Source organism: Solwaraspora sp. WMMD791 (assembly GCF_029581195.1).
GTDB lineage: Bacteria > Actinomycetota > Actinomycetes > Mycobacteriales > Micromonosporaceae > Micromonospora_E.
In genome coordinates this window covers 6,645,530-6,668,514 of sequence record NZ_CP120737.1, presented here as the reverse complement: position 1 = coordinate 6,668,514, position 22,985 = coordinate 6,645,530, and the positions used below count along the sequence as shown (strand labels likewise).

The 22,985-nt window shown below is 72.2% G+C and carries 24 protein-coding genes; 6 read left to right on the top strand and 18 right to left on the bottom strand.

Translation table 11 applies throughout. The annotated features are described in order from the left end of the window. Positions 1-46 precede the first annotated feature (46 nt). Together O7623_RS30090 and O7623_RS30085 are read left to right on the top strand one after the other, a co-directional pair. A complete protein-coding gene (locus O7623_RS30090) occupies positions 47-325 on the top strand; it encodes a YggT family protein (RefSeq protein WP_282226295.1) in 279 nt (92 codons plus the stop codon). Positions 326-438: 113 nt separating this feature from the next. Beyond that, entirely contained in the window at positions 439-1,014 is a 576-nt protein-coding gene (locus O7623_RS30085) for a GNAT family N-acetyltransferase (protein WP_282226294.1), read from the top strand. Between the two features lie 371 nt (positions 1,015-1,385). On the opposite strand, the gene O7623_RS30080 is transcribed toward O7623_RS30085, so the two are convergent. Then, positions 1,386-2,630: a glycosyltransferase 87 family protein gene (locus O7623_RS30080; RefSeq protein WP_282226293.1), complete on the bottom strand. Its 1,245-nt coding sequence runs from the start codon at positions 2,628-2,630 to the stop codon at positions 1,386-1,388. Positions 2,631-2,661: 31 nt separating this feature from the next. On the opposite strand from O7623_RS30080, the gene O7623_RS30075 reads away from it, so the two are divergent. Continuing rightward, positions 2,662-3,270, top strand: a complete 609-nt coding sequence (locus O7623_RS30075; protein WP_282226292.1) for a GNAT family N-acetyltransferase — start codon at positions 2,662-2,664, stop codon at positions 3,268-3,270. An 18-nt stretch (positions 3,271-3,288) separates the two neighbouring features. On the opposite strand, the gene dapB is transcribed toward O7623_RS30075, so the two are convergent. From dapB to rimP, 16 genes are all read right to left on the bottom strand, one after another. Further along, on the bottom strand, positions 3,289-4,071 hold the full coding sequence (gene dapB / locus O7623_RS30070; RefSeq protein ID WP_282229651.1) for a 4-hydroxy-tetrahydrodipicolinate reductase: 783 nt from the start codon (positions 4,069-4,071) through the stop codon (positions 3,289-3,291). Positions 4,072-4,123: 52 nt separating this feature from the next. Next, entirely contained in the window at positions 4,124-5,473 is a 1,350-nt protein-coding gene (locus tag O7623_RS30065) for a pitrilysin family protein (protein WP_282226291.1), read from the bottom strand. 11 nt (positions 5,474-5,484) lie between these two features. Then, positions 5,485-7,845 carry a polyribonucleotide nucleotidyltransferase gene (locus O7623_RS30060; RefSeq protein ID WP_282226290.1) on the bottom strand — a complete coding sequence of 787 codons (2,361 nt, stop codon included), beginning with the start codon at positions 7,843-7,845 and terminating at the stop codon, positions 5,485-5,487. A gap of 229 nt (positions 7,846-8,074) precedes the next feature. Beyond that, positions 8,075-8,344: a 30S ribosomal protein S15 gene (gene rpsO / locus O7623_RS30055; RefSeq protein WP_282226289.1), complete on the bottom strand. Its 270-nt coding sequence runs from the start codon at positions 8,342-8,344 to the stop codon at positions 8,075-8,077. Positions 8,345-8,515: 171 nt separating this feature from the next. After that, positions 8,516-9,478 carry a bifunctional riboflavin kinase/FAD synthetase gene (locus O7623_RS30050; protein WP_282226288.1) on the bottom strand — a complete coding sequence of 321 codons (963 nt, stop codon included), beginning with the start codon at positions 9,476-9,478 and terminating at the stop codon, positions 8,516-8,518. A 163-nt stretch (positions 9,479-9,641) separates the two neighbouring features. After that, complete coding sequence (gene truB / locus O7623_RS30045; protein WP_282226287.1) at positions 9,642-10,526, bottom strand: tRNA pseudouridine(55) synthase TruB; 885 nt, start codon at positions 10,524-10,526, stop codon at positions 9,642-9,644. 38 nt (positions 10,527-10,564) lie between these two features. Continuing rightward, positions 10,565-11,905, bottom strand: a complete 1,341-nt coding sequence (locus O7623_RS30040) for an MATE family efflux transporter (protein WP_282226286.1) — start codon at positions 11,903-11,905, stop codon at positions 10,565-10,567. A 364-nt stretch (positions 11,906-12,269) separates the two neighbouring features. Next, complete coding sequence (locus O7623_RS30035; protein WP_282226285.1) at positions 12,270-12,488, bottom strand: DUF6186 family protein; 219 nt, start codon at positions 12,486-12,488, stop codon at positions 12,270-12,272. Then, a complete protein-coding gene (locus tag O7623_RS30030; RefSeq protein ID WP_282226284.1) occupies positions 12,485-12,892 on the bottom strand; it encodes a hypothetical protein in 408 nt (135 codons plus the stop codon). Before O7623_RS30030 ends, O7623_RS30035 begins: the two co-directional genes overlap by 4 nt. Before the next feature lie 114 nt (positions 12,893-13,006). Beyond that, positions 13,007-14,041 (bottom strand): bifunctional oligoribonuclease/PAP phosphatase NrnA, encoded by a 1,035-nt coding sequence (locus O7623_RS30025; RefSeq protein WP_282226283.1) that lies wholly within the window; start codon positions 14,039-14,041, stop codon positions 13,007-13,009. Beyond that, the gene (gene rbfA / locus O7623_RS30020; protein ID WP_282226282.1) at positions 14,038-14,547 is read right to left on the bottom strand and encodes a 30S ribosome-binding factor RbfA; all 510 of its coding nucleotides are present in this window, start codon (positions 14,545-14,547) and stop codon (positions 14,038-14,040) included. The genes O7623_RS30025 and rbfA overlap by 4 nt, the downstream gene beginning before the upstream one ends. Before the next feature lie 59 nt (positions 14,548-14,606). Then, positions 14,607-14,900, bottom strand: a complete 294-nt coding sequence (locus O7623_RS30015) for a DUF503 domain-containing protein (protein WP_282226281.1) — start codon at positions 14,898-14,900, stop codon at positions 14,607-14,609. A 113-nt stretch (positions 14,901-15,013) separates the two neighbouring features. Then, entirely contained in the window at positions 15,014-17,992 is a 2,979-nt protein-coding gene (gene infB, locus O7623_RS30010; RefSeq protein ID WP_282226280.1) for a translation initiation factor IF-2, read from the bottom strand. Between the two features lie 93 nt (positions 17,993-18,085). Continuing rightward, positions 18,086-18,334, bottom strand: coding sequence for a YlxR family protein (locus O7623_RS30005; protein ID WP_282226279.1), 249 nt, complete (start codon positions 18,332-18,334; stop codon positions 18,086-18,088). Positions 18,335-18,427: 93 nt separating this feature from the next. Then, a complete protein-coding gene (gene nusA / locus O7623_RS30000) occupies positions 18,428-19,465 on the bottom strand; it encodes a transcription termination factor NusA (protein ID WP_282226278.1) in 1,038 nt (345 codons plus the stop codon). Beyond that, entirely contained in the window at positions 19,462-20,109 is a 648-nt protein-coding gene (rimP, locus tag O7623_RS29995; protein WP_282226277.1) for a ribosome maturation factor RimP, read from the bottom strand. The genes nusA and rimP overlap by 4 nt, the downstream gene beginning before the upstream one ends. Before the next feature lie 315 nt (positions 20,110-20,424). Here rimP and O7623_RS29990 point away from each other — a divergent pair, with 315 nt between their 5' ends. The 3 genes from O7623_RS29990 to O7623_RS29980 all read left to right on the top strand — a co-directional run bounded on the left by O7623_RS29990 (position 20,425) and on the right by O7623_RS29980 (position 22,089). Next, positions 20,425-21,045 carry a hypothetical protein gene (locus O7623_RS29990; RefSeq protein ID WP_282226276.1) on the top strand — a complete coding sequence of 207 codons (621 nt, stop codon included), beginning with the start codon at positions 20,425-20,427 and terminating at the stop codon, positions 21,043-21,045. Further along, positions 21,042-21,455, top strand: coding sequence for a ferritin-like domain-containing protein (locus O7623_RS29985; RefSeq protein WP_282226275.1), 414 nt, complete (start codon positions 21,042-21,044; stop codon positions 21,453-21,455). The genes O7623_RS29990 and O7623_RS29985 overlap by 4 nt, the downstream gene beginning before the upstream one ends. A 91-nt stretch (positions 21,456-21,546) precedes the next feature. Beyond that, positions 21,547-22,089 (top strand): PadR family transcriptional regulator, encoded by a 543-nt coding sequence (locus O7623_RS29980; protein WP_282226274.1) that lies wholly within the window; start codon positions 21,547-21,549, stop codon positions 22,087-22,089. Here the strand turns inward: O7623_RS29980 and map are convergent. Beyond that, positions 22,076-22,936: a type I methionyl aminopeptidase gene (gene map, locus O7623_RS29975; RefSeq protein ID WP_282226273.1), complete on the bottom strand. Its 861-nt coding sequence runs from the start codon at positions 22,934-22,936 to the stop codon at positions 22,076-22,078. The two genes, O7623_RS29980 and map, sit on opposite strands and share 14 nt — an antisense overlap. Positions 22,937-22,985: the final 49 nt, after the last annotated feature.

Here is a 22,985-nt window from a genome sequence, read left to right as displayed (position 1 = left end):
CAGGCATAGTGGAACGCTCACCGCCTGGCACTGGAGGTCTGCCCCGATGGGTCCCCTGTTCGCTCTGCTGAGCCTGCTGCTGCTGATCTTCCAACTGCTGCTCATCGGCCGCGCGATCCTCGACTGGAGCACGGTGCTGGCCGGGCCGAGCGCCCGCGACTCGTTGCGCTCCCGGGCGACCGTCGCGTTGCACACGCTGACCGAGCCGGTCCTGGCCCCGGTCCGCCGGGTGCTGCCGCCGGTACGGGTCGGCGGGGCCGCCATCGACCTCTCCTTCATCGTGGTCTTCGTCGCCATCGTGATCATCCGGGCGGTGCTGCCGTGACCCGACCGGCACCCGCCACGGCCTGGTTCGTACGGCCGACGGCACCGGCCACCCGGTGGCGACACCCGAGAGCGCTGCTGGACGTTCGGGGCTAATCAGGATAGAAAGCCCATATGCCAGAAGTCAGGCAGGAGACTCCGGACGACGCCGAGGCCATCGCCGCCGTCCACGTCCGCGCGTGGCAGGCCGGCTACGCCGGTCTGGTCCCCGCCGACGTCCTCGACCGGCTCAACGTCGCCGCCTGGGCACAACGCCGCCGCGACGTCGGCACCGCCGACCCGGAGCAGCCGTTCCGCACCCTGGTCGCCACCGACGGCGGGCAGATCGTCGGGTTCAGCACCTACGGCCCTTACCGCATCGACCAGGACCGGGACAACCTCGACCCGACGTACGGCGAGATCGTCAGCATGTACGTCGACCCGACCCGCTGGGGCACCGGGATCGGCCGCACCCTGCTCGCCGCCTCGATCGCCGGGCTGACCGGCCAGGGCTGGCGGGCCATGCGGCTGTGGGTGCTCGACGGCAACCAGCGGGGCCGGCGCTTCTACGAGTCGGCCGGGCTGCGCCCCGACGGGCACCGCAGCGTCTACCAGGTGCCCCGGTCACCGGGGCAGACCCCGGTCGGGCTCGACGAGCTGCGCTACCTGGCCCGGATCACCGGCGACCGGATCCTCGCCCTGGCCGGCTGACCGGCACGATCGGAGACCTGCCATCCGCCCTGCGGAGGGACCGCGAGAGCCCGCAAACGGTCGACCGGGCCGGTCCGAGTACAGCCCTGTCCGTGAATCTCGTGAACACTTGCGGAGTCGGGTCCACGGCAGCTTGTGGCGGCGATCAACGTCAGACAATCCAGTCAGGGGCAGCACCGGCTCCGGCCCGATCCGACTGCTGGGTACGCCTGGATCGGACGCGGTCTCGGCTCGACCACGCCGTGGCGTTCCAGCGCAGCCCATACCTGATCGCGACCAGCCCAAGCACCGACACTGCCGCACGATGACCCGCCCGCGACATCGAGGTGACGCTGACGCACGTCATCTTTGCGTCTTGACGTGCGTCAGCGTCACCTCGATGTGATCGCTCGACCGGCGGCCGGTGCCGGCCAGGCCGCGGAGCGGTCCAACTGCCGCACCGGCAGCACCAGCAGCAGCCCGATGCTGATCCAGACGTAGGCGTTGCTGCCCAGGAAGCCCGGCAGATTCGCGGCGTCTTCGTTGCGCCAGATCCAGACGAACCGGCTGATCAGCACCAGGTAGCCGACCACGGCGAAGCCGAGCAGCGCCCGCCGCCGCCGGGACCGCGCCGGTGCCGCCAGCCCGTTGTCCACCAGCAGGATCAGCGCCGGCAGCAGCCACACCAGGTGGTGCACCCAGGTGACCGGACTGACCAGGCAGCCGACCACACCGGTCAGCGCCAGCCCGGTCGCCTCGTCTCCGGCGGCGACCGCGCGGCGGCAGCGCCACGCCCACCAGAGCACCGTGACCAGCACCAACGCCAGCCAGGCGACCGTACTCGGGTGCAGCGGGTCGATCCGGGCGACGACCCCCCGCAGCGACTGGTTGGAGACGAAGTCCAACGCGCCGACCCGGTCGGTGTTCCACAGCGCCTGCGTCCAGAACTCCCGGGAGGCGTCCGGGGCGAACGCCGCCGCGAACAGGGTCGCCACGGTCGCCGTGGCGGCGGCGGTGAACGCAGCCCGGAACCGTCGAGTGACCAGCAGGTAGACGATGAAGATGCCGGGCGTCAGTTTGATCGCCGTCGCCAGCCCGATCCCGACACCGGCGAACCGGCGCCACCGTTGCGGCACCGGCGACCCGGCCGCCACCAACCAGAGCAGATCGGCCGCGACCAGGAACAGCAGTACGGTGTTGACCTGGCCGAAGTTGACCGTCTCCCGCATCGGCTCGTACGCCGCCACCAGGCAGACGGCGAGCGCGAAGGCGAACCAGCGGGTCCAGCCCTCGCGACGCGACACCGGGTCCACCAGCCACCACAGCAGCAGCGCGCTGGTCACCACGGCGAGCTTCACGCTGACCACGATCGCCAGATGCCACGGCAGCAGGGCCATCGGCGACATCACGAAGGCGGCGAACGGCGGGTAGGTGAACCCGTACTGGCTGAACGGCTTCATGTGGTCGTAGAGTTCGCCGCCGTCGCGCAACCAGTGGTGCATCGCGCCGTAGTAGACCTTCAGGTCGAAGAAGCCGTGCCGCTCGGCGGCGACGGCGAGGAAGCCGGCGACGACGACCACGCAGGCGACGACGATCGCCACCTGCCGGCCGGTACCCCCGGTGGCCCGCTGCGGCATGGCCGTCCCCCTGTCCGTACGCTGACCAGTCATGGCGCTCGGATATGTCCGTCCTGCCCGACCGGGCGACGCTGGTGAGATCGCCCGCCTCCAGTTGGCCACCTGGCGGGTCGCCTACCGTCGGCTACTGCCCCGGCAGGTGCTCGACGAGGTGGACGAGGGCTGGCTGGCGCAGCAGTGGGACGCCGCGATCACCAGCCCGCCGTCGCCGCGACACCGGGTGCTGGTCGCCGTCGAGCAGGCCGAGCAATCGTATCTGGTGGGCTTCGCCGCCTCCGGCCCGGTCGACGAGCAGGCGCTGGCCCCGCAGGAGCCGGCCGAGGCGCTCGGCGACCGGGTGGCCGCCGTCACCGACCTGCTCGTCGAACCGCGCTGGGGGCGACGCGGGCACGGCAGCCGGCTGCTCGCCGCCGCCGTCGACCTGTGGCGCGGCGACGGTTTCGACACCGCCGTGGCCTGGGCGTACGAGCAGGACCCGGCGACCCGCGCGTTCCTCGGCTCGGCCGGCTGGGAGCCCGACGGGGCGACCCGGGCGCTGGACGTCGCCGACATGCTGGTGCCGCAGCTGCGGCTGCACGTGGCGATCCCACCGGAAGCGCCGGAGCAGGCCGACCCGCCGGCCCCGCCGACCGACGAGTGAGCTGACCGCCGGCGGATCTCAGTCGAGCAGGCTGTCCAGGCCGACCGTCAGCCCGGGGCGTCGCGGCGCTTCCCGTACCGCCAGCAGCACCCCTGGCATGAACGACGCCCGGTCGTAGGAGTCGTGCCGGATGGTCAGCGTCTCACCGGCCGTACCGAACAGCACCTCCTGGTGCGCGACCAGGCCGGCGGCCCGTACCGAATGGACCCGGACCCCGTCGATCGACGCGCCCCGGGCACCCGGCACCTCGGAGGTGGTCGCGTCCGGCATCGCCGCCGACCCGGCGGCGGCGCGCGCGGCCGCGATCACCCGGGCGGTGTGCCCGGCGGTGCCGCTGGGTGCGTCGACCTTCGCCGGGTGGTGCTGCTCGATGATCTCGACCGACTCGAAGTACCGGGCGGCCTTGGCGGCGAACTGCATCATCAGCACCGCGCCGATGCCGAAGTTGGGGGCGATCACCACGCCGACCTCGGGAGCCCCGGTCAGCCACGACCGGACCTGGTCGAGCCGGGAATCGGTGAACCCGCTGGTCCCGACGACCACGTGGATGCCCCGGTCGATGCACCAGCGCAGGTTGTCCAGCACCGCGTCGGGGTTGGTGAAGTCGACGACGACCTCGGCGTCAGCGGCGGCGGCGAGCGGGTCACCCTGGTCGATCGTGGCGACGAGCTCGAGTCCGTCGGCGGCGTCGACCGCCCGGCAGACTTCCACGCCCATCCGGCCCCGGGCACCGAGCACACCGACCCGGACCGGCGCCCCGACCGCCCGGACCGCGCCGGCGGCGGCGGCGGCCGGCACCATCGTCACATTCGCACCATCTTCGCTCACCGGCACAACCTATCCCACCGGCGCGTCACGGTCCGGACAGCGTCGCCGACTCCACCGGCCCGATGACCGCCAGCGACATCGGCCGGTTGAGCAGGTCCGCAGCGACCGCGGCGACCTGCTCGACGGTCACCGCCGCGACCCGCTGGAGCAGATGGTCCACCGGCAACTGCTCGCCGTAGAGCAGTTCGCCCTTTGCCAGCCGACCCATCCGGGAACCGGTGTCCTCCAGCCCCAGCACGTAGCCGCCCCGGCTCATGCCCTTGCCCCGGGCGAGTTCGTCCGGGGTCACCCCGTGCGTGGCCAGGGCCGCCAACTCGGCGCGGACCAGGGCCAGCACCTCGTCGAGGCGGTTCGGCGCGCAACCGGCGTAGACGGCGAACGTGCCGGCGTCGGCGTACTGGCTGGCGTAGGAGTAGACCGAGTACGCCAGCCCTCGCCGCTCCCGGATCTCCTGGAACAGCCGACTCGACATGCCGCCGCCGAGCACGTTGTTCAGTACGCCGAGCGCGAACCGCCGCTCGTCGGTGCGGTGGATCCCTGACCCGCCGAGCACCAGGTGGGCCTGCTCGGTCTCCTTGTGTCGCAGGACCACCCGGGGCGGGCGGACCCGTACCGCCGGGGTGGCCGCGCGGGGCGGGTCCGGCTGGCCGGGCCGTTCGGCGTCGAGCGGGCTGCCCCGCAACGCGGCCCGGACCTGGCGGACCACCGAACGGTGGTCGAGGTTCCCGGCGGCGGCGACGACCATCGCCCCCGGGGTGTAGCGGCGACGGTAGAAGTCGTGGATCTGCCGACGGGTCAACGCCGAGATGGTCGCCTCGGTGCCGGAGATCAGCCGGCCCAGCGGGTGCGGCCCGAAGACCGCCTCCGCGTGCAGGTCATGGACCTCGTCGTCGGGTTCGTCGTCGTGCATCGCGATCTCTTCGAGGATCACGCCGCGTTCGGTCTCCACGTCGGCCGGATCGATCACCGAGTTGGCGACCAGGTCGCAGACGACGTCGATGGCCAGCGGCAGGTCCTCGTCGAGCACCCGGGCGTAGTAGCAGGTGTACTCCTTGGCGGTGAAGGCGTTGGTCTCGCCGCCGACCGCCTCGATCGCCGCGGAGATCTCCCAGGCGGTACGCCGTCGCGTGCCCTTGAACAGCAGGTGTTCCAGGAAGTGCGAGGCACCGGAGCGGGCGGGCGTCTCGTCGCGGGAGCCGACGCCGACCCACACTCCGAAGGAGACGCTGCGCATCGCCGGGATCGCTTCGGTGACCACCCGCAGCCCGTTGGGCAGCACGGTACGTCGTACCGTGCCGCCCAACGGGTCGGTGGTGAGTGTCCGGGTGACCGGCCGGGACCTGCCCCGGCCGGTGACCGGTTCGGTCCGGGCCATGTCAGCCGGCGTCAGCTGTGCCGGTTGCGGCGGCGACGCGGCTCCCCGCCGTCACCGTCGCCCCGGCTCGGGCCGCGGTCGCCACGCTCGCGGTCACCACGGTCGCGGGGCCCCCGGTCGCCCCGGTCCCGACCGCCGGGCCGGTCGCCGCCGTCGGCGGCCTCGGCACCCTCGGCGGCCGGCGCCTCGGCACCCTCCGGGCGGACCTTGTCCAGGTAGATCTTGCCCCGGGCGTCGATGTCGGCGATGGACACCTCGACCTTGTCGCCGACGTTGAGGTGGTCCTCCACCCGCTCGACCCGCTTGCCGTCGCCCACCTTGGAGATGTGCAGCAGGCCGTCGCGGCCGGGCAGCAGCGAGATGAACGCACCGAACGCGGCGGTCTTGACGACCGTACCGAGGAACTTGTCACCGACCTTCGGCAGCGTCGGATTGGCGATCGCGTTGATCCGCTCGACGGCGGCCTCGGCCGCCGGCCCGTTGGTGGCGCCGACGTAGATGGTGCCGTCGTCCTCGATGGAGATGTCCGCGCCGGTCTCGTCCTGGATCGCGTTGATGGTCTGGCCCTTCGGGCCGATCACCATGCCGATCTTGTCGACCGGGATCTTCACCGTGGTGACCCGGGGCGCGTGCTCGCTCATCGCGGCCGGGCCCTCGATCGCCTGGCGCATCACCTCGAGGATGGCCAGTCGGGCCTCGCGGGCCTGCTGCAGCGCACCGGCCAGCACGTCCGACGGGATGCCGTCGAGCTTGGTGTCGAGCTGCAACGCGGTGACGAACTCGGGAGTGCCGGCGACCTTGAAGTCCATGTCACCGAAGGCGTCCTCGGCCCCGAGGATGTCGGTCAGCGTGACGTAGCGGGTCTGCCCGTCGACCTCGTCGGAGATGAGCCCCATCGCGATGCCGGCCACCGGTGCCTTCAGCGGCACGCCGGCCGACAGCAGCGCCAGCGTGGAGGCACAGACCGAGCCCATGCTGGTCGAGCCGTTGGAGCCGAGCGCCTCGGAGACCTGACGGATCGCGTACGGGAACTCCTCCCGGGTCGGCAGCACCGGCACCAGGGCCCGCTCGGCGAGCGCGCCGTGGCCGATCTCGCGCCGCTTCGGCGAACCGACCCGGCCGGTCTCCCCGGTGGAGTACGGCGGGAAGTTGTAGTTGTGCATGTAGCGCTTGGACTTCTCCGGGGAGAGGGTGTCCAGCGTCTGCTCCAACCGCAGCATGTTGAGTGTGCTGACGCCGAGGATCTGGGTCTCGCCGCGCTCGAACAGCGCCGAGCCGTGCACCCGGGGCAACACTCCGACCTCGGCGGTCAGCGGCCGGATGTCGCGCGGACCCCGGCCGTCGATGCGGACCTGCTCGCGGAGCACCCGGGCGCGCACCTCGGACTTGGTCAGCGACCGGAAGGCCGCGCCGAGCTCCTTCTCGCGTCCCTCGAACCGCTCGGCGAGCTCGCCGGCGACCTTCTCCTTGATCCGGTCGAGGGCGTCCTCGCGCTCGGCCTTGGAGGCGATCTTCAGCGCCTCGGCGACCTCGTCGCGTCCGGCGGTCACGACCGCCTCGTAGACGTCGTCGGCGTAGTCCAGGAAGACCGGGAACTCGGCGATCGGCTTCGCCGCGACCTCGGCCAGCTCGCTCTGCGCCCGGCACAGCTCCCGGATGGTCGGCTTGGCCGCCTCCAGCCCGCTGGCGACGACCTCCTCGGTCGGCGCGGTGGCGCCACCGGCGATCAGGCCGACCGCCTGCGGCGTGGCCTCCGCCTCGACCATCATGATCGCGACGTCGCCGTCGGGCAGGGCCCGGCCGGCGACGACCATGTCGAAGGTGGCCCGGGCCAGCTCCTCCAGGGTCGGGAAGGACACCCACTGACCGTCCACGTGGGCGATCCGGGTCGCCCCGATCGGCCCGGAGAACGGCAGGCCGGAGAGCTTGGTGGACATCGACGCCGCGTTGATCGCGACGACGTCGTACGGGTGGGCCGGGTCGAGGGCGAGCACGGTCTCGACGACCTGGACCTCGTTGCGCAGGCCCTTGGCGAAGGTCGGCCGCAGCGGCCGGTCGATCAGCCGGCAGGTGAGGATCGCCTCCTCGCTGGGCCGGCCTTCGCGGCGGAAGAACGAGCCGGGGATCCGGCCCGCGGCGTACATCCGCTCCTCGACGTCGACGGTGAGCGGGAAGAAGTCGAGGTGCTCACGCGGCTGCTTGCTCGCCGTGGTGGCCGAGAGCACCACGGTGTCGCCCAGCTGGGCGATCACCGAGCCGGCGGCCTGACGGGCCAGCCGGCCGGTGGAGAAGGTGACCTCACGGGTGCCGAAGGACCCGTTGTCGATCACTGCGGTACTGCTCTGGGTGCCGAGAGTGTTCTGCTCGGTCATGGTGATGTCGCGCTCCTTTACGCGTCGTGGGCCACGACCTCGGGGAGCTGCTCAACCGGCCGGTCTTCGATCGAAGCGCCCGGGGGAGCCGGCGGTGCCGGCTGGCCCGGGGGCCACTACCGAGGACCGGTACGTTGACCGGCTCCCGTCGACGGGTGGGTCGTGGTGGCCCGGTGTCGGGTGGTGGTACGGCGCGGCGGCACCGCTGACGGTGCCGCCGGCCGTCACGTCACCGCCGCAGGCCGAGTCGCTCGATCAGCGACCGGTAGCGGTTGATGTCCTTCTTCTGCAGGTAGTTGAGCAGCCGACGACGCCGACCGACCAGCAGCAGCAGACCACGACGGCTGTGGTGGTCGTGCTTGTGCACCTTGAGGTGCCCGGTGAGGTCGGCGATCCGCTTGGTCAGCACCGCGACCTGGACCTCCGGCGAGCCGGTGTCCGCATCGGCGGTGGCGTACTCTTCGCGGATCTTGCGCTTGGCTTCCTGATCGAGCGCCATGGTCTCCCTGATCTGTGTGGGGGTGTCCCTCGCCTCGCACCCGCGGCGTCGTGCAGGCACGCGAGACGACACGTCGGTGTTCCGACGCCAGGTTCAGGCTACCAGCAGGTCGCCGCGCGGGATCGCAAGGCCACGGTGGGTCGCCCCCCACCGAGTCGTCAGGTGTCGGGTTCAGACGCCGAGGACCGCCCGTACCTGGGCGACGTCGGTGTTCATCTGGGCGACCAGCGGGCCGACGCCGTCGTAGCGGCGGGTCTCCCGCAGCCGGGCCACGAAGTCGATCGCCACCTGCTCGCCGTAGATGTCGCCGTCGAAGTCGAGGATGAAGGCTTCGACCCGTCGGTCGCGCCCGGCGAAGGTGGGGTTGGTGCCGATCGAGGCCGCCGCCGGTAGCCCGGGCCCTCCCCCGCTGAGCCCGTCGGGGCGTACCGGGCCGTCCGAGCGGACCAGGCGGGCCGCGTAGATACCGTCGGCCGGCACCGCCACGTGTTGCGGGGTGAGCAGGTTCGCGGTGGGGAAACCGATCTCACGACCCCGTCGGTCGCCGCGCACCACCACGCCTTCGAGCCGGTGCGGGCGTCCCAGCGCGGCGGCCGCCGCGGTCACGTCACCCGCGTCGATACAGGCCCGGATGTACGTCGACGAGAAGATCGTCCCGTTGTCACTGACCAGACCCGCGCCCTCGACCGCGAAGCCGAAGGTCCGGCCGAGCTGCTCCAGCAGCGCCACGTCACCGGTCGCCCGGTGGCCGAACCGAAAGTTCTCCCCCACCACGACCACCGCCGCGTGCAACTGCTCGACCAGCAGGTCGTGGACGAACTGTTCGGCGGTCAGCCGGGAGAACTCCATGGTGAACGGCAGCACGCAGAGAACGTCGACGCCGAGCGCCTCGATCAACTCGGCCTTGCGCGCCGGGCCGGTCAGCACCGCCGGGTGGCTGCCCGGCCGGACGACCTCGGCCGGATGCGGATCGAAGGTGACCACCACGGACTGGATGCCGAGGTCCCGGGCGCGTTTGACGGTGTGCCCGATGATCGCCTGATGCCCCTGGTGGATGCCGTCGAACACGCCGATGGTGACCACCGACCGGCCCAAGCCGCCACTGGCCGCCGTCACGCCCCGCCACCGCTGCATTGCGCCTCCCGCCTGTGGTGCCACTTTGTGCCGTCGAGTCTGTGCCCGTCGGGGATCCCGTAGATTCCCGTCCCCATCGGGGGCGTCCCCGTACGTTCCCGTCCCTGTAGGTTCCGTCCCGCCGGATGTGTGCCGACCGGGGCCACCGGCCGGACCGATGCTGTCACGCCGGAGCCAGCACGATCTCCGCGCGGGCCCGACCGCCCCGTTCGGAGACCACCGCCAGCAGCTCACCGGCCGGGTCGAAGACCGCGTACGGGCCCGGCTGACCGACCGGCCGGATCGGGCCACCGTGCCCGAGCACCCGTGCCTCGTCGGCGCCCACCTCCCGCCGGGGCAGGATCCGGTCGGCGGCGGCGGCCAACGGCAGCCGCACCACGTCCGGGGCCTGCTGCTCCAGCTCGGCCAGGGTCGCCGCCTCGGCGAGAGTGAAGCCGCCGACGGCGGTCCGGCGCAGCGCGGTGAGGTGTCCACCGACCCCCAGCGCCGCGCCGAGGTCGCGGGCGATCGCCCGGATGTAGGTGCCGGACGAGCAGTCCACCGCCACGTCGACGTCGACGTGGCGGTCGTCGCCGGGGTGTACGGCCAGCGGGTCCAGCCGGGAGATGGTCACCCGACGGGCGGCCAGCGCCACGTCCTCGCCGGCGCGGACCCGCTGGTAGGCACGCTGCCCGTTGATCTTGATGGCGCTGACCGCGCTCGGGACCTGGTCGATCTCGCCGGTCAGCGCGGCGAGGCCGGCCTGAATCCGCTCCGGGGTGACGTCGGTCACCGCCGTACGGGCGGTCACCTCTCCCTCGGCGTCGTCGGTCGTCGTCGACACGCCCAGCCGGATCGTGGCGGTGTAGCTCTTCCCCGCGCCGATCACGTAGGTCAACAGCCGGGTGGCCCGGTTCACCGCCACGATCAGCACTCCGGTCGCCATCGGGTCCAGGGTGCCGCCGTGGCCGACCCGTCGGGTCCCGGCCAGCCGCCGAATCCGGGCGACGACGTCGTGCGAGGTCATCCCGGCCGGCTTGTCGACCACGATCAGTCCGTGCGTACTCACGACTGCCAAGCCTGCCAGATCCCGCCGCGCCACGGCGATCAGGTCCGGTCCACCGGCACGCCGAGCACCGCCCAGCGTGGTGACCGCAGCCGGGCGACCAGCCCGACCAGCCGCACGAGCATGAACAGACCGAGCCCGGCCCAGATGCCGGCCAGGCCCAGCTGCAGCGCGTAGCTGGCCCAGATCGCCGGCAGGAAGCCGCCGAGGGCCGCCCCGATCGTCAGGTTCCGCAGATACCGCAGATCGCCGGCGCCGATGAACACCCCGTCGAGGGCGAAGACCACACCGGCGACCGGTTGCAGGGCCACGAACCACGGCCAGACCAGCATGGCCTGGTCGTGCACGGCCGGATCCGGGCTGAACCAGCCGGGGACCACCGGAGCGCCGAGGGCGAACACCACCGCGAACGCGACCCCGGCGCCGGCACCGAGCCAGACCAGGCGGCGGGCGAGCAGCCGGGCACCCGCAGCGTCACCGGCACCGAGCGCGGCACCGATCAGCGACTGCCCGGCGATCGCGAGGGCGTCCATCGCCAGCGCGGTGAAGAACCAGAGCTGGATGGCGATCTGGTGGGCGGCGACCGGGGCGGTGCCGTACCGGGCCGCCACGGCGGTCGCGGACAGGAAGCTCGCCTGGAACGCCGCGCCCCGGATCAGCAGGTCGCGGCCGACGGCCAGGTGCGTCAGCAGGTGCCGGGGCCGGGGGCGCAGCGGTACGCCGGCCCGGACCAACGCACGCACGAACAGCGCGCCACCGAGGGTCTGCGCGACCACGTTCGCGACCGCCGAGCCGACCAGGCCGAGGCCGGCCGGGTAGACCAGGAGCGGACAGAGTACGGCGGAGATCCCGTTGGCCGCCAGGACGTACCGCAGGGGGCGGCCGGTGTCCTGGACGCCGCGCATCCACCCGTTGCCGGCGGCGGCCAGCAGCAGACCGGGCGCTCCCCAGGCCGCGATCCGCAGCCACTGGGCGGCGGCGTCGGCGACCGAGCTGCCCGGGCCGGCGAGTCCGGCGGCGACCGGTCCGGCGGCGAACTGCGCGGCGACGGCGAGCGCCACCCCGACGGCGAACGCCAGCCAGGAGGCCTGGACACCTTCGGCCTGGGCGGCCGAGGCGTCGCCAGCTCCGAACCGGCGGGCGGCCCGGCTCGTGGTGCCGTAGGCCGCGACCGTACCGAGCCAGGCGGCGACGGACATGACGGTGCCACCGACGGCGACCGCGGCGAGCGCGGTGGCCCCGAGGCGGCCGACCACGGCCGTGTCGACCAGGACGTACAACGGCTCGGCGGCGAGCACCACCAGGGCGGGAAGCGCGAGGCGCGCGATCCGCCGGTGGGACACCTGGCGCGGGGCGGTCCCCGGCCTGCTGGCACTGGTCATCGACGCAGAGCATCGCAGCCGATCCGTAAGGACCGCTATTGCCTATGTCACTTACTACCGCCTACGTCACCTTTGACGCGAGCAGCCGGTTACTGGCGGGTGTCCATCGACATCTGCAGCGCCCGGCGGGCCTGCTCGCGGGCATCGTCGGTGGTCTCGGGCTTGGGCTTGCTGGGCATGGCGACACGACCTTCTCGCATAGTGGACACCGGCTGCCGACGGCGACAGAGCCGGGATCTCCGGGTCGCGACCAGGCGAGCAGAACGCGGGCAGGTGTGGCCCGCACCACACCCAAGTTATCGTTCAGGTCCACATCCTGCCCACCGTTCCCACGTTGTGGGAGATTTACATCGTCGTCGGTCGATCACCTGGCGAAGAAGTGCCACCCGACCCACCACCAGAAACCCAGCACTCCGAGGCGCCCGACCGGCACCTTGCCCACCTCGTACTGCATCACGTAGGCGCAGACGTCACCAAAGGACGGAATGCGCGAACCCGGCCGGCGGGCGAGCACCTCCACCGCCACGAACAGGGCGACAGCCAGCGTGAACCCACCGACCACGACGACGCGGGCCACGCTCATCGGCGCACCAACGCCCAGAACGCGGCGAGCCAGGCGAAGTACCCCGCACTGCGGGCGAGCGGCGCCTCCAGCACCGGGTCAGCCAGCTTGGAGAAGGTCGGAAAGTCCTCGGTCGACCCGAGCGCGAAGGTCGCCGACTCGAAGACGGTGAAGACCGCGACCGGCAGTACCCACCAGACGGCGCCGTCGCCGAGGCGGCGCGGCGACGGCCGCCGGGGCACCCGGGTGGACAGGCCGATCCAGATCAACGCGCCGCCGGTACCGATGGTGTAGAGATTGGCCGCCGTCGAAAAGGACGGCAGTTGCCCGCCGACCAGCGACAGCACGGCGATGACCGGCATCGAGACCACCGGTCGGTCCCACGTCCGCGGCACGTCCGCGGCGAGCTCAGACGGCTGTTCCATCATCCGATTGTCCCCGCCAGCTCACGGCGAGTGAAGCACGTCGGGCCGCCGCGCCCGCCGACCGGTCCGGGCATCGATCGACCGACGTCGTACGCGACCCGCGACCGGTACGGATCAGTCCAGCTCGGCGCGGATCGCCTGGATCACGTCCGGCGCCGTACCGACACCGGTGAAGCCGGCCGCGAGCCGGTGCCCGCCGCCGCCGAGCGCGACCGCGACCCGGCTCACGTCCACCCCGCCCTTGCTGCGCATCGACACCGCCCAGGTGGACTCGGCGACCTGCTTGAGCACACAGCTCACGTCGGCCTCGACCGTACAGCGGACCGAATCGATCAGCGCTTCCAGGACGTACGGCTGCTGATCGTAGGTCGCCAGGTCGGCCAGCGTGGCGTAGGTCCAGACGAGCCCCCGCCCACCGGCTGCCGCCGGCTCCAGGACGCTGCGCTGCAGCACCGCCCCGAACAGCCGGACGGCGCCGAAGGGGCGGCTGTCGAAGACCCGCCGGGCGATCTGCGCGGGTGCGATCCCGGTGGCCAGCAACCGGGCGGCCAGTTCATGTACGGCCGGCGTGGTCATCTCGAACCGGAACGAGCCGGTGTCGGTGACCAACGCGATGTACAGGCACTCCGCGATCTGCTCGTCCAGCGGTACGCCGAGTCGGTCGAGCAGCCCCTGCACCACCACCGAGGTCGCGGCGGCACCCGGGTCCACCAGATGGATGCCGCCGAACCGGGTGTTGGAGGCGTGATGGTCCACGACGATCGATGTCGGCACCGACATCCGATCGGCCAGCGATCCCAGCCTGGAGGCACTGGCCACGTCGAAGCAGAGCACCAGGTCCGGATCGGACCACACCTCGTGCGGCGCGACCAGCAGCTGGGCACCGGGCATGCCGTGCAGTGCCGGTGGCAGCTGCTGCACTCCGGGATAGGCGGCCTGGACCTGCCGGCCACCCAGCCGGCACAGCCCAAGGCCGAAGCCGAGCATGCTGCCGAGGGCGTCGCCGTCCGGGTTGACGTGGCACAGCAGCAGTACCCGGCCACCGGCCGGCACCGCCTCGATCGCCGCCACCGCGGCCGCCCACTCGTCCTCGGTCGGCCCCGGCACCCGGTCGGCCAGCGGACCGGCCGGCGAGGGAACGCTGATCATCGCGCCCGCCGCCCCGGATCCGCTCCGTCGGCCGAGGCCGGCGCGTCGTCGTCGGCCTCGTCGTCATCGGCGTCGGCGTCCTCGGCGTCGGCGTCCTCGCGGTACGGCTGGGCGTCCCCGGCGTACCGGGCGTTCGCCGCCAGGCGCTGCACCTCGGCGTCGGCGTTCCGGGCCGCCGCCAGCAGGTCGTCAATGTGCTTGGCGTGCTCCTGCACGTTGTCCAGGACGAAGGTGAGCGTCGGCGAGTGACGCAGCCCCAGCGCCTTGCCGACCGTGCTGCGCAGCAGGCCGTTCGCGCTGTCCAACGCCGCCTTCGTGCCGGCCTCGGCCGCAGCGTCGCCGAGCACCGTGTAGAACACCGTCGCGTCGCGCAGGTCCGCGGTGATCCGCGCGTCGGTGATCGTGATCATCCCGAGCCGGGGGTCCTTGATCTGGGTACGCACCACCGAAGCCACCAGCTCGCGCACGCGCTCGGCGTGCCGGCGTACCCGGGCTGGATCCGTCATCTTGCTACCTCCGCGCAGTCCGTCAACGTCTCGACCCTACCTGTGTCACGGTGCGGCGCTCAGTCGTCGACACCGTAGAGGCGACGGCGTACGGAGAGCAGTTCGATCTCGGGCCGGCCGGCCACCATCCGCTCGCAGTTGTCCAGCACCTCACGGACGTGTGCCGCGTCGGCGGCGACCACCGCCACCGCGATCTCGGCGCGGCCGTGCCGGTCGAGCGCACCGACCTCGGCCGCCGACACCTCGAACCGGCGCAGCGCGGCGACGATCGGACGAACGTAGGAGCGTTTGGCCTTCAGCGACTGGGAGTCGCCGGGCAGCAACATGTCGAAGAGTGCGGTTCCGGTGAACATCGTCCCGCAGGATACGCCTGACCGCGCTGCCGCCGATGGCCGACGGGCGGTCGGGGCCGGCGCAGCTGCGCCGGCCCCGACCGCCCGTCGGGTCGCTGTGTCACCTCAGCGGGTCAGGTACGTGCCTTCTCCCGCATCTCGAAGGTCTCGATGACGTCGCCGACCTGGATGTTGTTGTAGTTGCCCAGGGTCAGACCGCACTCGAAGCCCTCCCGGACCTCTGTCGCGTCGTCCTTGAAGCGCTTCAGCGAGCTGATCGTGACGTTGTCCGCGACCACCGCCCCGTCGCGCAGCAGGCGGGCCTTGGCGTTGCGGCGGATGACGCCGGACCGGACCATGCAGCCGGCGATGTTGCCGATCTTGGACGAACGGAACACGTCGCGGATCTCCGCAGTGCCCAGCTCGACCTCCTCGAACTCCGGCTTGAGCAGGCCCTTGAGCGCTGCGTCGATCTCCTCGATGGCCTGGTAGATGACGGTGTAGTACCGGATCTCCACGCCTTCGCGCTCGGCGATCTCCCGAACCTTGTTGGAGGCCCGGACGTTGAAGCCGATGATCGTCGCCGCCTCGGCGGACGCGCTCGCGAGCATCACGTTGCTCTCGGTGATCGCACCCACGCCCCGGTCCAGGATCCGCAGTTGGACCTCGTCCGGGATGTCGAGCTTGAACAGCGCGTCCTCCAACGCCTCGACCGAGCCGGAGACGTCGCCCTTGAGGATCAGGTTGAGCGAGGTCTTCTCGCCCTCCTTGATCTGCTCCATGAGCGTCTCCAGCGTGGCCCGACCGCGCGAGTTGGCGAAGCTCGCCGCCCGGCGGCGTGCCTGCCGCTGCTCGGCGATCTGCCGCACCGTGCGGTCGTCCTGCGCGGCGAGGAAGGTGTCGCCGGCGCTGGGCACCGCGGTCAGACCGAGCACCAGCACCGGACGGGCCGGCCCGGCCTCGGACACCTGCTGGCCGTTCTCGTCGAGCATCGCCCGGACCCGGCCGTGCGCCCCACCGGCGACGATCGAGTCACCGGTGCGCAGGGTGCCCTTCTGCACCAGCACGGTGGCCACCGCACCACGGCCCTTGTCCAGATGGGCCTCGATCGCGATGCCCTGCGCGGGACCGTCGATCGGGGCGGTCAGCTCCAACGCCGCGTCGGCGGTCAGCAGAACCGCCTCCAGCAGGTCGTCGATGCCGATCCCGGGTTTGGCCGCCACGTTGACGAACATGGTGTCGCCGCCGTACTCCTCGGCGACGAGACCGTACTCGGTCAGTTGCTGGCGGACCTTGTCCGGGTTGGCTTCCGGCTTGTCGACCTTGTTGACCGCGACCACGATCGGCACGTCGGCCGCCTTGGCGTGGTTGAGCGCCTCGATGGTCTGCGGCATGACGCCGTCGTCGGCCGCGACCACCAGCACCACGATGTCGGTGACCTGCGCACCACGGGCACGCATGGCGGTGAACGCCTCGTGACCCGGGGTGTCGATGAAGGTCAACGCCCGGTCGACCCCGTCGTGCGGGACCCGCACCTGGTAGGCACCGATGTGCTGGGTGATGCCACCCGCCTCGCCCTCGACCATCTTGGTCTTGCGGATGGCGTCGAGCAGCTTGGTCTTACCGTGGTCGACGTGACCCATCACGGTCACCACCGGCGGACGGCTGACCAGCCGGTCGGACTCCACCTCGGCGTCGAGGTCGATGTTGAACTGCGCCAGCAGCTCGCGGTCCTCGTCCTCCGGGCTGACGATCTGCACGTTGAAGCCGAGGTGCTCGCCGAGCAGCTGCAGGGTCTCGTCCGAGCAGGACTGCGTGGCGGTGACCATCTCGCCCAGGTTGAACATCTCCTGGACCAGCGAACCCGGGTTCGCGTTGATCTTGTCTGCGAAGTCCGACAGCGACGCGCCCCGCGACAGCCGTACCACCTGGCCCTGGCCCCGTGGTGCGCCCGAGCTCATGGTCGGTGCCGACAGGTTGTCGAACTCCTGTCTGCGCTGCTTCTTGGACTTGCGGCCACGGGTGGGACGACCACCGGGCCGGCCGAACGCGCCGGCCGTACCGCCGCCACGGCCACGGCCGCCGCCACCGGGCCGACCGCCGCCACCGGCTGGCGCGCCAGGGCGGTAACCGCCGCCGGCACCCGCGCCGCCGGCACCGCCACCGGGACCGCCACGGAAACCACCGCCGCCGCCACCGCCACCGGGACCGCCACGGAAACCACCGCCGCCGCCACCGGGACCGCCACGGAAACCACCGCCGCCGCCACCGCGACCGGCACCGCCGGGGCCACCCGGACGCCCGGCACCGCCGGGACCACCGGGCCGACCCGGACGCTGCGCCGGCATCGACGCCGGGCTCGGCCGGGGCGGCATCGAGGCAGGACTCGGCCGGGGCGGCATCGACGCCGGGTTGGGTCGGGGACCGCCGCCGCCAGCGGCGGGCCGCTGGCCGCCGCCCTGAGTGATGCCGAACGGGTTGTTGCCGCCGCTACGGGCCGGCGGGCGGGCACCCGGACGACCCGGCGTCGCCGACGGCGCACCGGGTGCGGGCGGACGGCCACCGGTCGCCCGGCCAGCGGCCGGGCTGCCCGGCCGTGGCGGCACCGAGCCCGGACCGGGCTTGGGCCGTGGGCCACCTTCCGGCGGGGTGTCCCGACGGGTGGTGTCGCGCTGCTTCGCCGCCTGCTGAGCGGCCTTGACGTTCGCCTCCTGCTCGGCCTTGAGCGCGGCGGCCCGCGCCTCTGCGGCGGCCACTTCGATGTCGTGGGCGCTGGCCGGTTTGGCCACCGGTGCCGCCGACGGCGGTGGTCCGGGGACCGGACCCTTGGGCCGCATCGACGACGGGGCGGCCGGTCGGCGCGGCGGAGCCGGCTTGGCGGAGATCCTGGATTCGGTGCTACCCGTCGACGGCGCGGCCGAGGGGGCCGGCGCCGTGGTCGACGACTGGGCGGATGCCGCGAACGCACCACGGAGGCGTCGGGCGACCGGTGCCTCCACCGTGCTCGACGCGGATTTCACGAACTCGCCCATCTCCTTGAGCTTGGCGAGAACGGTCTTACTCTCGACCCCGAGCTCCTTGGCGAGCTCGTGTACGCGGGCCTTGCCTGCCACTGCACTCCTCACTCCGAGGTCGTGCGGGCAGCACCCGCAGCGACCTCACTCGTGCACTTGAAGCCTGATCATTGCTGGGACTTCATCGTGTGCTCATGTCGGTCGTCCTACCTTGCTGTGCGACCCTCGTCCGGCCGGATGACCGGACGTAGCGGTTGACGCGCGAATGTACTCAGCCAGCTCACCGGAGTCCACGACACCGGTGACGCGCAACGCCCGCCCGAAAGCGCGACGCCGCTGCGCCAGCTGCAGACACGCCGGATCGGGATGCAGGTGCGCGCCCCGCCCCGGCAGACCACGGATCGGATCGGGTCGCAGGCGCAACTCGCTCTCGCCCCCCACCACGACGAACCGTAGTAGCTCGTGAACCGGTGCACGTCGCCGACAGCCCACACAGGTGCGCTCCGGCGACGCACGTCGTACCACGAAGAAAGTCTACCCCGCCGCGCCAGAGACCGCGCCGCCCGGTTCCGGAGCAGGGTCACGTCCGGCGGGCGCCGACTCGGTATCCGGACGGATGTCGATCCGCCAACCGGTCAACCGGGCAGCAAGGCGGGCATTCTGCCCCTCCCGGCCGATGGCCAGCGACAACTGGAAGTCCGGCACCGTCACCCGGGCCGTACGGCTGGCCAGATCGACCACCTCGACCCGTAGCGCCTTCGCCGGGGACAGGGCGTTGCCCACGAACGTCGCCGGGTCGTCCGACCAGTCGATGATGTCGATCTTCTCGCCGTGGAGTTCACTCATCACCGCCCGAACCCGCTGACCCATCGGCCCGATGCAGGCACCCTTGGCGTTCACGCCTGGCGTCGTCGACCGTACCGCGATCTTGGTACGGTGACCGGCCTCGCGGGCGATCGCGGCGATCTCCACGGTGCCGTCGGCGATCTCCGGGACCTCCAGGGCGAAGAGCTTCTTCACCAGGTTCGGGTGCGACCGGGACAGGGTGATCTGCGGACCACGGAAGCCCTTGGCGACATGCACCACCACACACCGGATCCGCTGTCCGTGCGGGTAGCTCTCCCCCGGCACCTGCTCGGGCGCCGGCAGCACCGCCTCCAGCTTGCCGAGGTCGACGGTGACGATACCCTTCTCGGTCCGCGCCTCGTGGGCCTGCACGATCCCGGTGACCAGGTCGCCGTCGCGGCCGGCGTACTCGCCGAAGTGCACCTCGTCGGTGGCTTCCCGCAGCCGCTGCAGGATCACCTGCTTGGCGGTCATCGCCGCGATCCGCCCGAAGTCGTGCGGGGTGTCGTCCCACTCCCGTACCACCACGCCGTCGTCGCCGACCTCCTGGGCGTACACCAGGGCCATGCCGCTCTTGCGGTCGATCTCGACCCGGGCCTGAGCCTGGGCACCTTCGGTGTGCCGGTACGCGGTCAGCAGCGCGGCCTCGATCGCCGCGAGAATCGTGTCGAACGGGATCTCCCGCTCGCGCTCCAGTGCGCGCAGCGCCGCGAGGTCGATGTTCACCTCTCCTCGTCCTCCACTTCGTCGTCGGTCGAGCCGTCGAAATCCGCCAGGTCGTCGTCGTCGACCTCGTCAAGGCGGTGGAACTCCACCTGGACCCGGCCGGGGCCGAGATCCGCGTACGGCCACTGCTGCACCGATCCGTCCACGTCCAGGCTGACCGAGTCGTCGTCGGCGGCGACGACCCGACCGGTCACCTGACGCTGGGCCGCGCTCACCCGGACCAGCCGGCCGACGTTGCGCCGCCAGTGCCGGGGCAACCGCAGCGGCCGGTCCACCCCGGGCGAGCTGACCTCGAGCTGGTACTCACCGGCGACCAGATCCGCGCCGGCGGTGGACTCGGCCTCGTCGAGCGCCGCCGAGATCGACCGGGAGACCTCCGCCACCGCGTCCAGACCGACACCGCCGTCCGCGTCGACGATCACCCGGACCAGGTGGCGACGCCCCGCCCGGGACACCGACACGTCCTCAAGGTCGAAGCCGGCGGCCACGACCACCGGCTCGATCACCGCGCGCAGGCGGTCGCGCCGCACGACCGGCTCGACCCGGGGGCGGGGGCCGCCCTCGGGACGGGAGCGGGTCGCCGCAGCGGGCCGGCGGGAGCGGGAACCGGGTGACCTGCCACCGGCACGGTCACGCTGTGTCATCTCCGCACCCTTCCACCGTTATCGTCTTCGACATGCGCCGTCACCACTGCGGCGGCATCGCCGGATGCGGTTCATCCGGGGCTGGGCAGAGCGTAACGCGCCCCCGAGGGGATCGACCGCCCGGCGCACCGACGAAACCATGCGGGGCGACGCGCGGGGCGACCGCCGGGCACCACAGGCGGCGATCGACACCGAGCGTCGCGACATCACTACGACACGCCGCCCGCCCGAGACAGCGGTCGGGCCGGCGGCCGACCGACGCGCAATCGGGCCGGTACCGACGCATCCGCCGCACCGATGGTGTTGACTAGCCCGGTGTCCAGACCCCACCACCACCCGGTGCGGCGCGCCCGCGCCACCGGCCGTCCGGGCGCGCGGACCGGCGCCGGCTGCAGCCGGCGGGACCTGCTCCGAGGCGCCGCCGGCGCGATGTTCGCCGCCGTCACGCCGGCGGCGGCCACCGGCTGCGGTCTGTTCGACCGCACCCCGGAGCCCGAACCGGCGCTGGACCCGCTCGCCGGGTTGCTCGCCGCGACGGTCGAGCTGGCCGACGAGTACGCGGCCGCAGCCGCCCGCGTCGCCGACCTCGATGCCCTGCTGACGCCGATCGCCACCACCCATCGGGCGCACGCCGCCGAACTCGCCCGGGTCACCGGCATCGAACTGGCGACGCCCACGTCCCCGGCGGACCCGACGGCCACCGCGCCAGGCCCGGCGGCCAGCGGCAGCGCCACCGGGGCCCCGGGCAGCATGGGCCCAGGTGGCACCGGCACACCGGCACCGGACCGCGCTGCCGTCGTCGCCGCGCTGCGTACCGCCGAGGAGTCGGCCCGCGACGCCGCCGTCGCCGCGTGCCTCGCCGCGACCGCCGACCGCGCCGCGTTGCTCGGGACGATCGCCGCCGCCCGCGCCTGCCACCTGGAGGTGCTCCGATGACCCCGTGGGACCGGGCACTGGCCGCCGAGCACGCGGCGATCTTCGCGTACGGGCTGATCGGGGCACAGCTGACCGGTGACGCCGTGACCCGGGCGCGCACCGCCGAAGCCGCCCACCGGGCACGACGCGACGAGTTGATCCTGCGCGCGACCGGTGGCGACACGGTGCCGGCCCAGGCCGCCTACCAGACGCCCTTCCCCGTCACCGACCAGGCCAGCGCGCTGCGGCTGGCGGCCGAGGTCGAGGAGCGCAGCGCCGCCGTCTGGCGGGACCTGCTGCCGGCGACCGAGGGCACGCAGCGCGAATCGGCGCTGGCCACGATGATCGAGTACGCGGTGCGGGCCACCCAGTGGCGGCAGGCGGCGGGCAGCACACCGGTCGTGCCGACCTGGCCGGGACGGCCGGACTGAGCCGCCGGCCGGCGCGACCCGACCGGACACCTGACCCTGGATTCATGACCCCGGTTGCCGGCGACATACCTGGTACGCATACTCGGGTGCCATGTCCATCCGTCACGGCCTGCTGGCGTTGCTCGGGACCGGACCGATGTACGGCTACCAGCTCCGCGCCGCGTTCGAGGCGCACACCAGCCAGACCTGGCCGCTGAACATCGGGCAGGTCTACACCACGCTGGCCCGGCTGCACCGCGACGGCCTCGTCCGCGCCCTGCCGGCCAACGAGGGCGGGCAGCGACCGTTCGAGATCACCGACGCCGGCCGGGACGAACTGGCCCGCTGGTTCGCCAGCCCGGTCCCCCGCGCCACCCGTGGCCGGGACGAACTCGCCATCAAGGTGGCGGTCGCGCTGGTCAGCCCCGGTGCCGACGTACCGGCCATCCTCGCCACCCAGCGCGCGGCGATCATGGACGAGCTGCGGGAGCTGACCCGGACCCGGCTGGCGATCGACCCCGCCGACCTGGCCCAGCGGCTGGTGCTGGACGCCCTGCTGTTCCAGGCGGAGTCGGAGGTCCGGTGGCTCGACCACTGCGAGACCACGCTCGGCCTGACCGGCCAGCCCGGCCCGGCGACCGTCAGGGCAGGGTGAGGATCTCGTAGCCGTCCTCGGTCACCACGATGGTGTGCTCGAACTGCGCGGTCCACCGACGGTCCTTGGTGACCACGGTCCAGCCGTCGCGCCAGACGTCGTACTCGTGGGTGCCGAGGGTGATCATCGGCTCGACGGTGAAGGTCATCCCCGGTTCCATCACGTCGGTGGGGCGCGGGCTGTCGTAGTGCGGCACGTAGAGCCCGCTGTGGAACGCCTCACCGATGCCGTGACCGGTGAAGTCGCGGACCACGCCGTAACGGAACCGGCGGGCGTAGGACTCGATCACCCGACCGATGACGTTGATCTGCCGTCCCGGAGCGACCGCCCGGATGCCCCGCATCATCGCCTCGTGGGTCCGCTCCACCAGAAGCCGGGCCTCCTCGGAGACCTCACCGACGCAGAACGTGGCGTCGGTGTCGCCGTGTACGCCGCCGATGTACGCCGTCACGTCGACGTTGATGATGTCGCCGTCGGTCAGCACCGTCGAATCCGGGATCCCGTGACAGATGACCTCGTTGAGGCTGGTGCAGCAGGACTTCGGAAAACCTTTGTACCCCAGCGTGGACGGATAGGCACCGTGGTCGCAGAGAAACTCGTGCACCACCCGGTCGATCTCGTCGGTGGTCACCCCGGGTTTGCAGTACTCGCCGGCGAGTTGCACCGCCTGGGCGGCCAGCCGACCGGCGAAGCGCATCCGCTCGATCGTCTCCGGAGTCTGCACGTGCGAGCCGCGCCACGGGGTGGGCGAATCCTTGCCGACGTACTCCGGCCGGGCGATGTGCGCGGGCACCTCGCGCCAGGGCGAAACGGTGCCGGGGGTCAGCGGTGCGCGGACGGCGGTCATCCCCCCAGAGTATCGCCGGGCCTGGCCAGCTGACGTCCCAGGCGGCCCA

What these genes read in the sequence shown, in the direction of transcription:
- O7623_RS30090 (WP_282226295.1), top strand. Translation starts at nt 47, where the DNA reads ATGGGTCCCCTGTTCGCTCTGCTGAGCCTGCTGCTGCTGATCTTCCAA.
- O7623_RS30085 (WP_282226294.1), top strand. Translation starts at nt 439, where the DNA reads ATGCCAGAAGTCAGGCAGGAGACTCCGGACGACGCCGAGGCCATCGCC.
- O7623_RS30080 (WP_282226293.1), bottom strand. Translation starts at nt 2,630, where the DNA reads ATGCCGCAGCGGGCCACCGGGGGTACCGGCCGGCAGGTGGCGATCGTC.
- O7623_RS30075 (WP_282226292.1), top strand. Translation starts at nt 2,662, where the DNA reads ATGGCGCTCGGATATGTCCGTCCTGCCCGACCGGGCGACGCTGGTGAG.
- dapB (WP_282229651.1), bottom strand. Translation starts at nt 4,071, where the DNA reads ATGGTGCCGGCCGCCGCCGCCGCCGGCGCGGTCCGGGCGGTCGGGGCG.
- O7623_RS30065 (WP_282226291.1), bottom strand. Translation starts at nt 5,473, where the DNA reads ATGGCCCGGACCGAACCGGTCACCGGCCGGGGCAGGTCCCGGCCGGTC.
- O7623_RS30060 (WP_282226290.1), bottom strand. Translation starts at nt 7,845, where the DNA reads ATGACCGAGCAGAACACTCTCGGCACCCAGAGCAGTACCGCAGTGATC.
- rpsO (WP_282226289.1), bottom strand. Translation starts at nt 8,344, where the DNA reads ATGGCGCTCGATCAGGAAGCCAAGCGCAAGATCCGCGAAGAGTACGCC.
- O7623_RS30050 (WP_282226288.1), bottom strand. Translation starts at nt 9,478, where the DNA reads ATGCAGCGGTGGCGGGGCGTGACGGCGGCCAGTGGCGGCTTGGGCCGG.
- O7623_RS30040 (WP_282226286.1), bottom strand. Translation starts at nt 11,905, where the DNA reads ATGACCAGTGCCAGCAGGCCGGGGACCGCCCCGCGCCAGGTGTCCCAC.
- O7623_RS30035 (WP_282226285.1), bottom strand. Translation starts at nt 12,488, where the DNA reads ATGAGCGTGGCCCGCGTCGTCGTGGTCGGTGGGTTCACGCTGGCTGTC.
- O7623_RS30030 (WP_282226284.1), bottom strand. Translation starts at nt 12,892, where the DNA reads ATGGAACAGCCGTCTGAGCTCGCCGCGGACGTGCCGCGGACGTGGGAC.
- O7623_RS30025 (WP_282226283.1), bottom strand. Translation starts at nt 14,041, where the DNA reads ATGATCAGCGTTCCCTCGCCGGCCGGTCCGCTGGCCGACCGGGTGCCG.
- rbfA (WP_282226282.1), bottom strand. Translation starts at nt 14,547, where the DNA reads ATGACGGATCCAGCCCGGGTACGCCGGCACGCCGAGCGCGTGCGCGAG.
- O7623_RS30015 (WP_282226281.1), bottom strand. Translation starts at nt 14,900, where the DNA reads ATGTTCACCGGAACCGCACTCTTCGACATGTTGCTGCCCGGCGACTCC.
- rimP (WP_282226277.1), bottom strand. Translation starts at nt 20,109, where the DNA reads ATGACACAGCGTGACCGTGCCGGTGGCAGGTCACCCGGTTCCCGCTCC.
- O7623_RS29985 (WP_282226275.1), top strand. Translation starts at nt 21,042, where the DNA reads ATGACCCCGTGGGACCGGGCACTGGCCGCCGAGCACGCGGCGATCTTC.
- O7623_RS29980 (WP_282226274.1), top strand. Translation starts at nt 21,547, where the DNA reads ATGTCCATCCGTCACGGCCTGCTGGCGTTGCTCGGGACCGGACCGATG.
- map (WP_282226273.1), bottom strand. Translation starts at nt 22,936, where the DNA reads ATGACCGCCGTCCGCGCACCGCTGACCCCCGGCACCGTTTCGCCCTGG.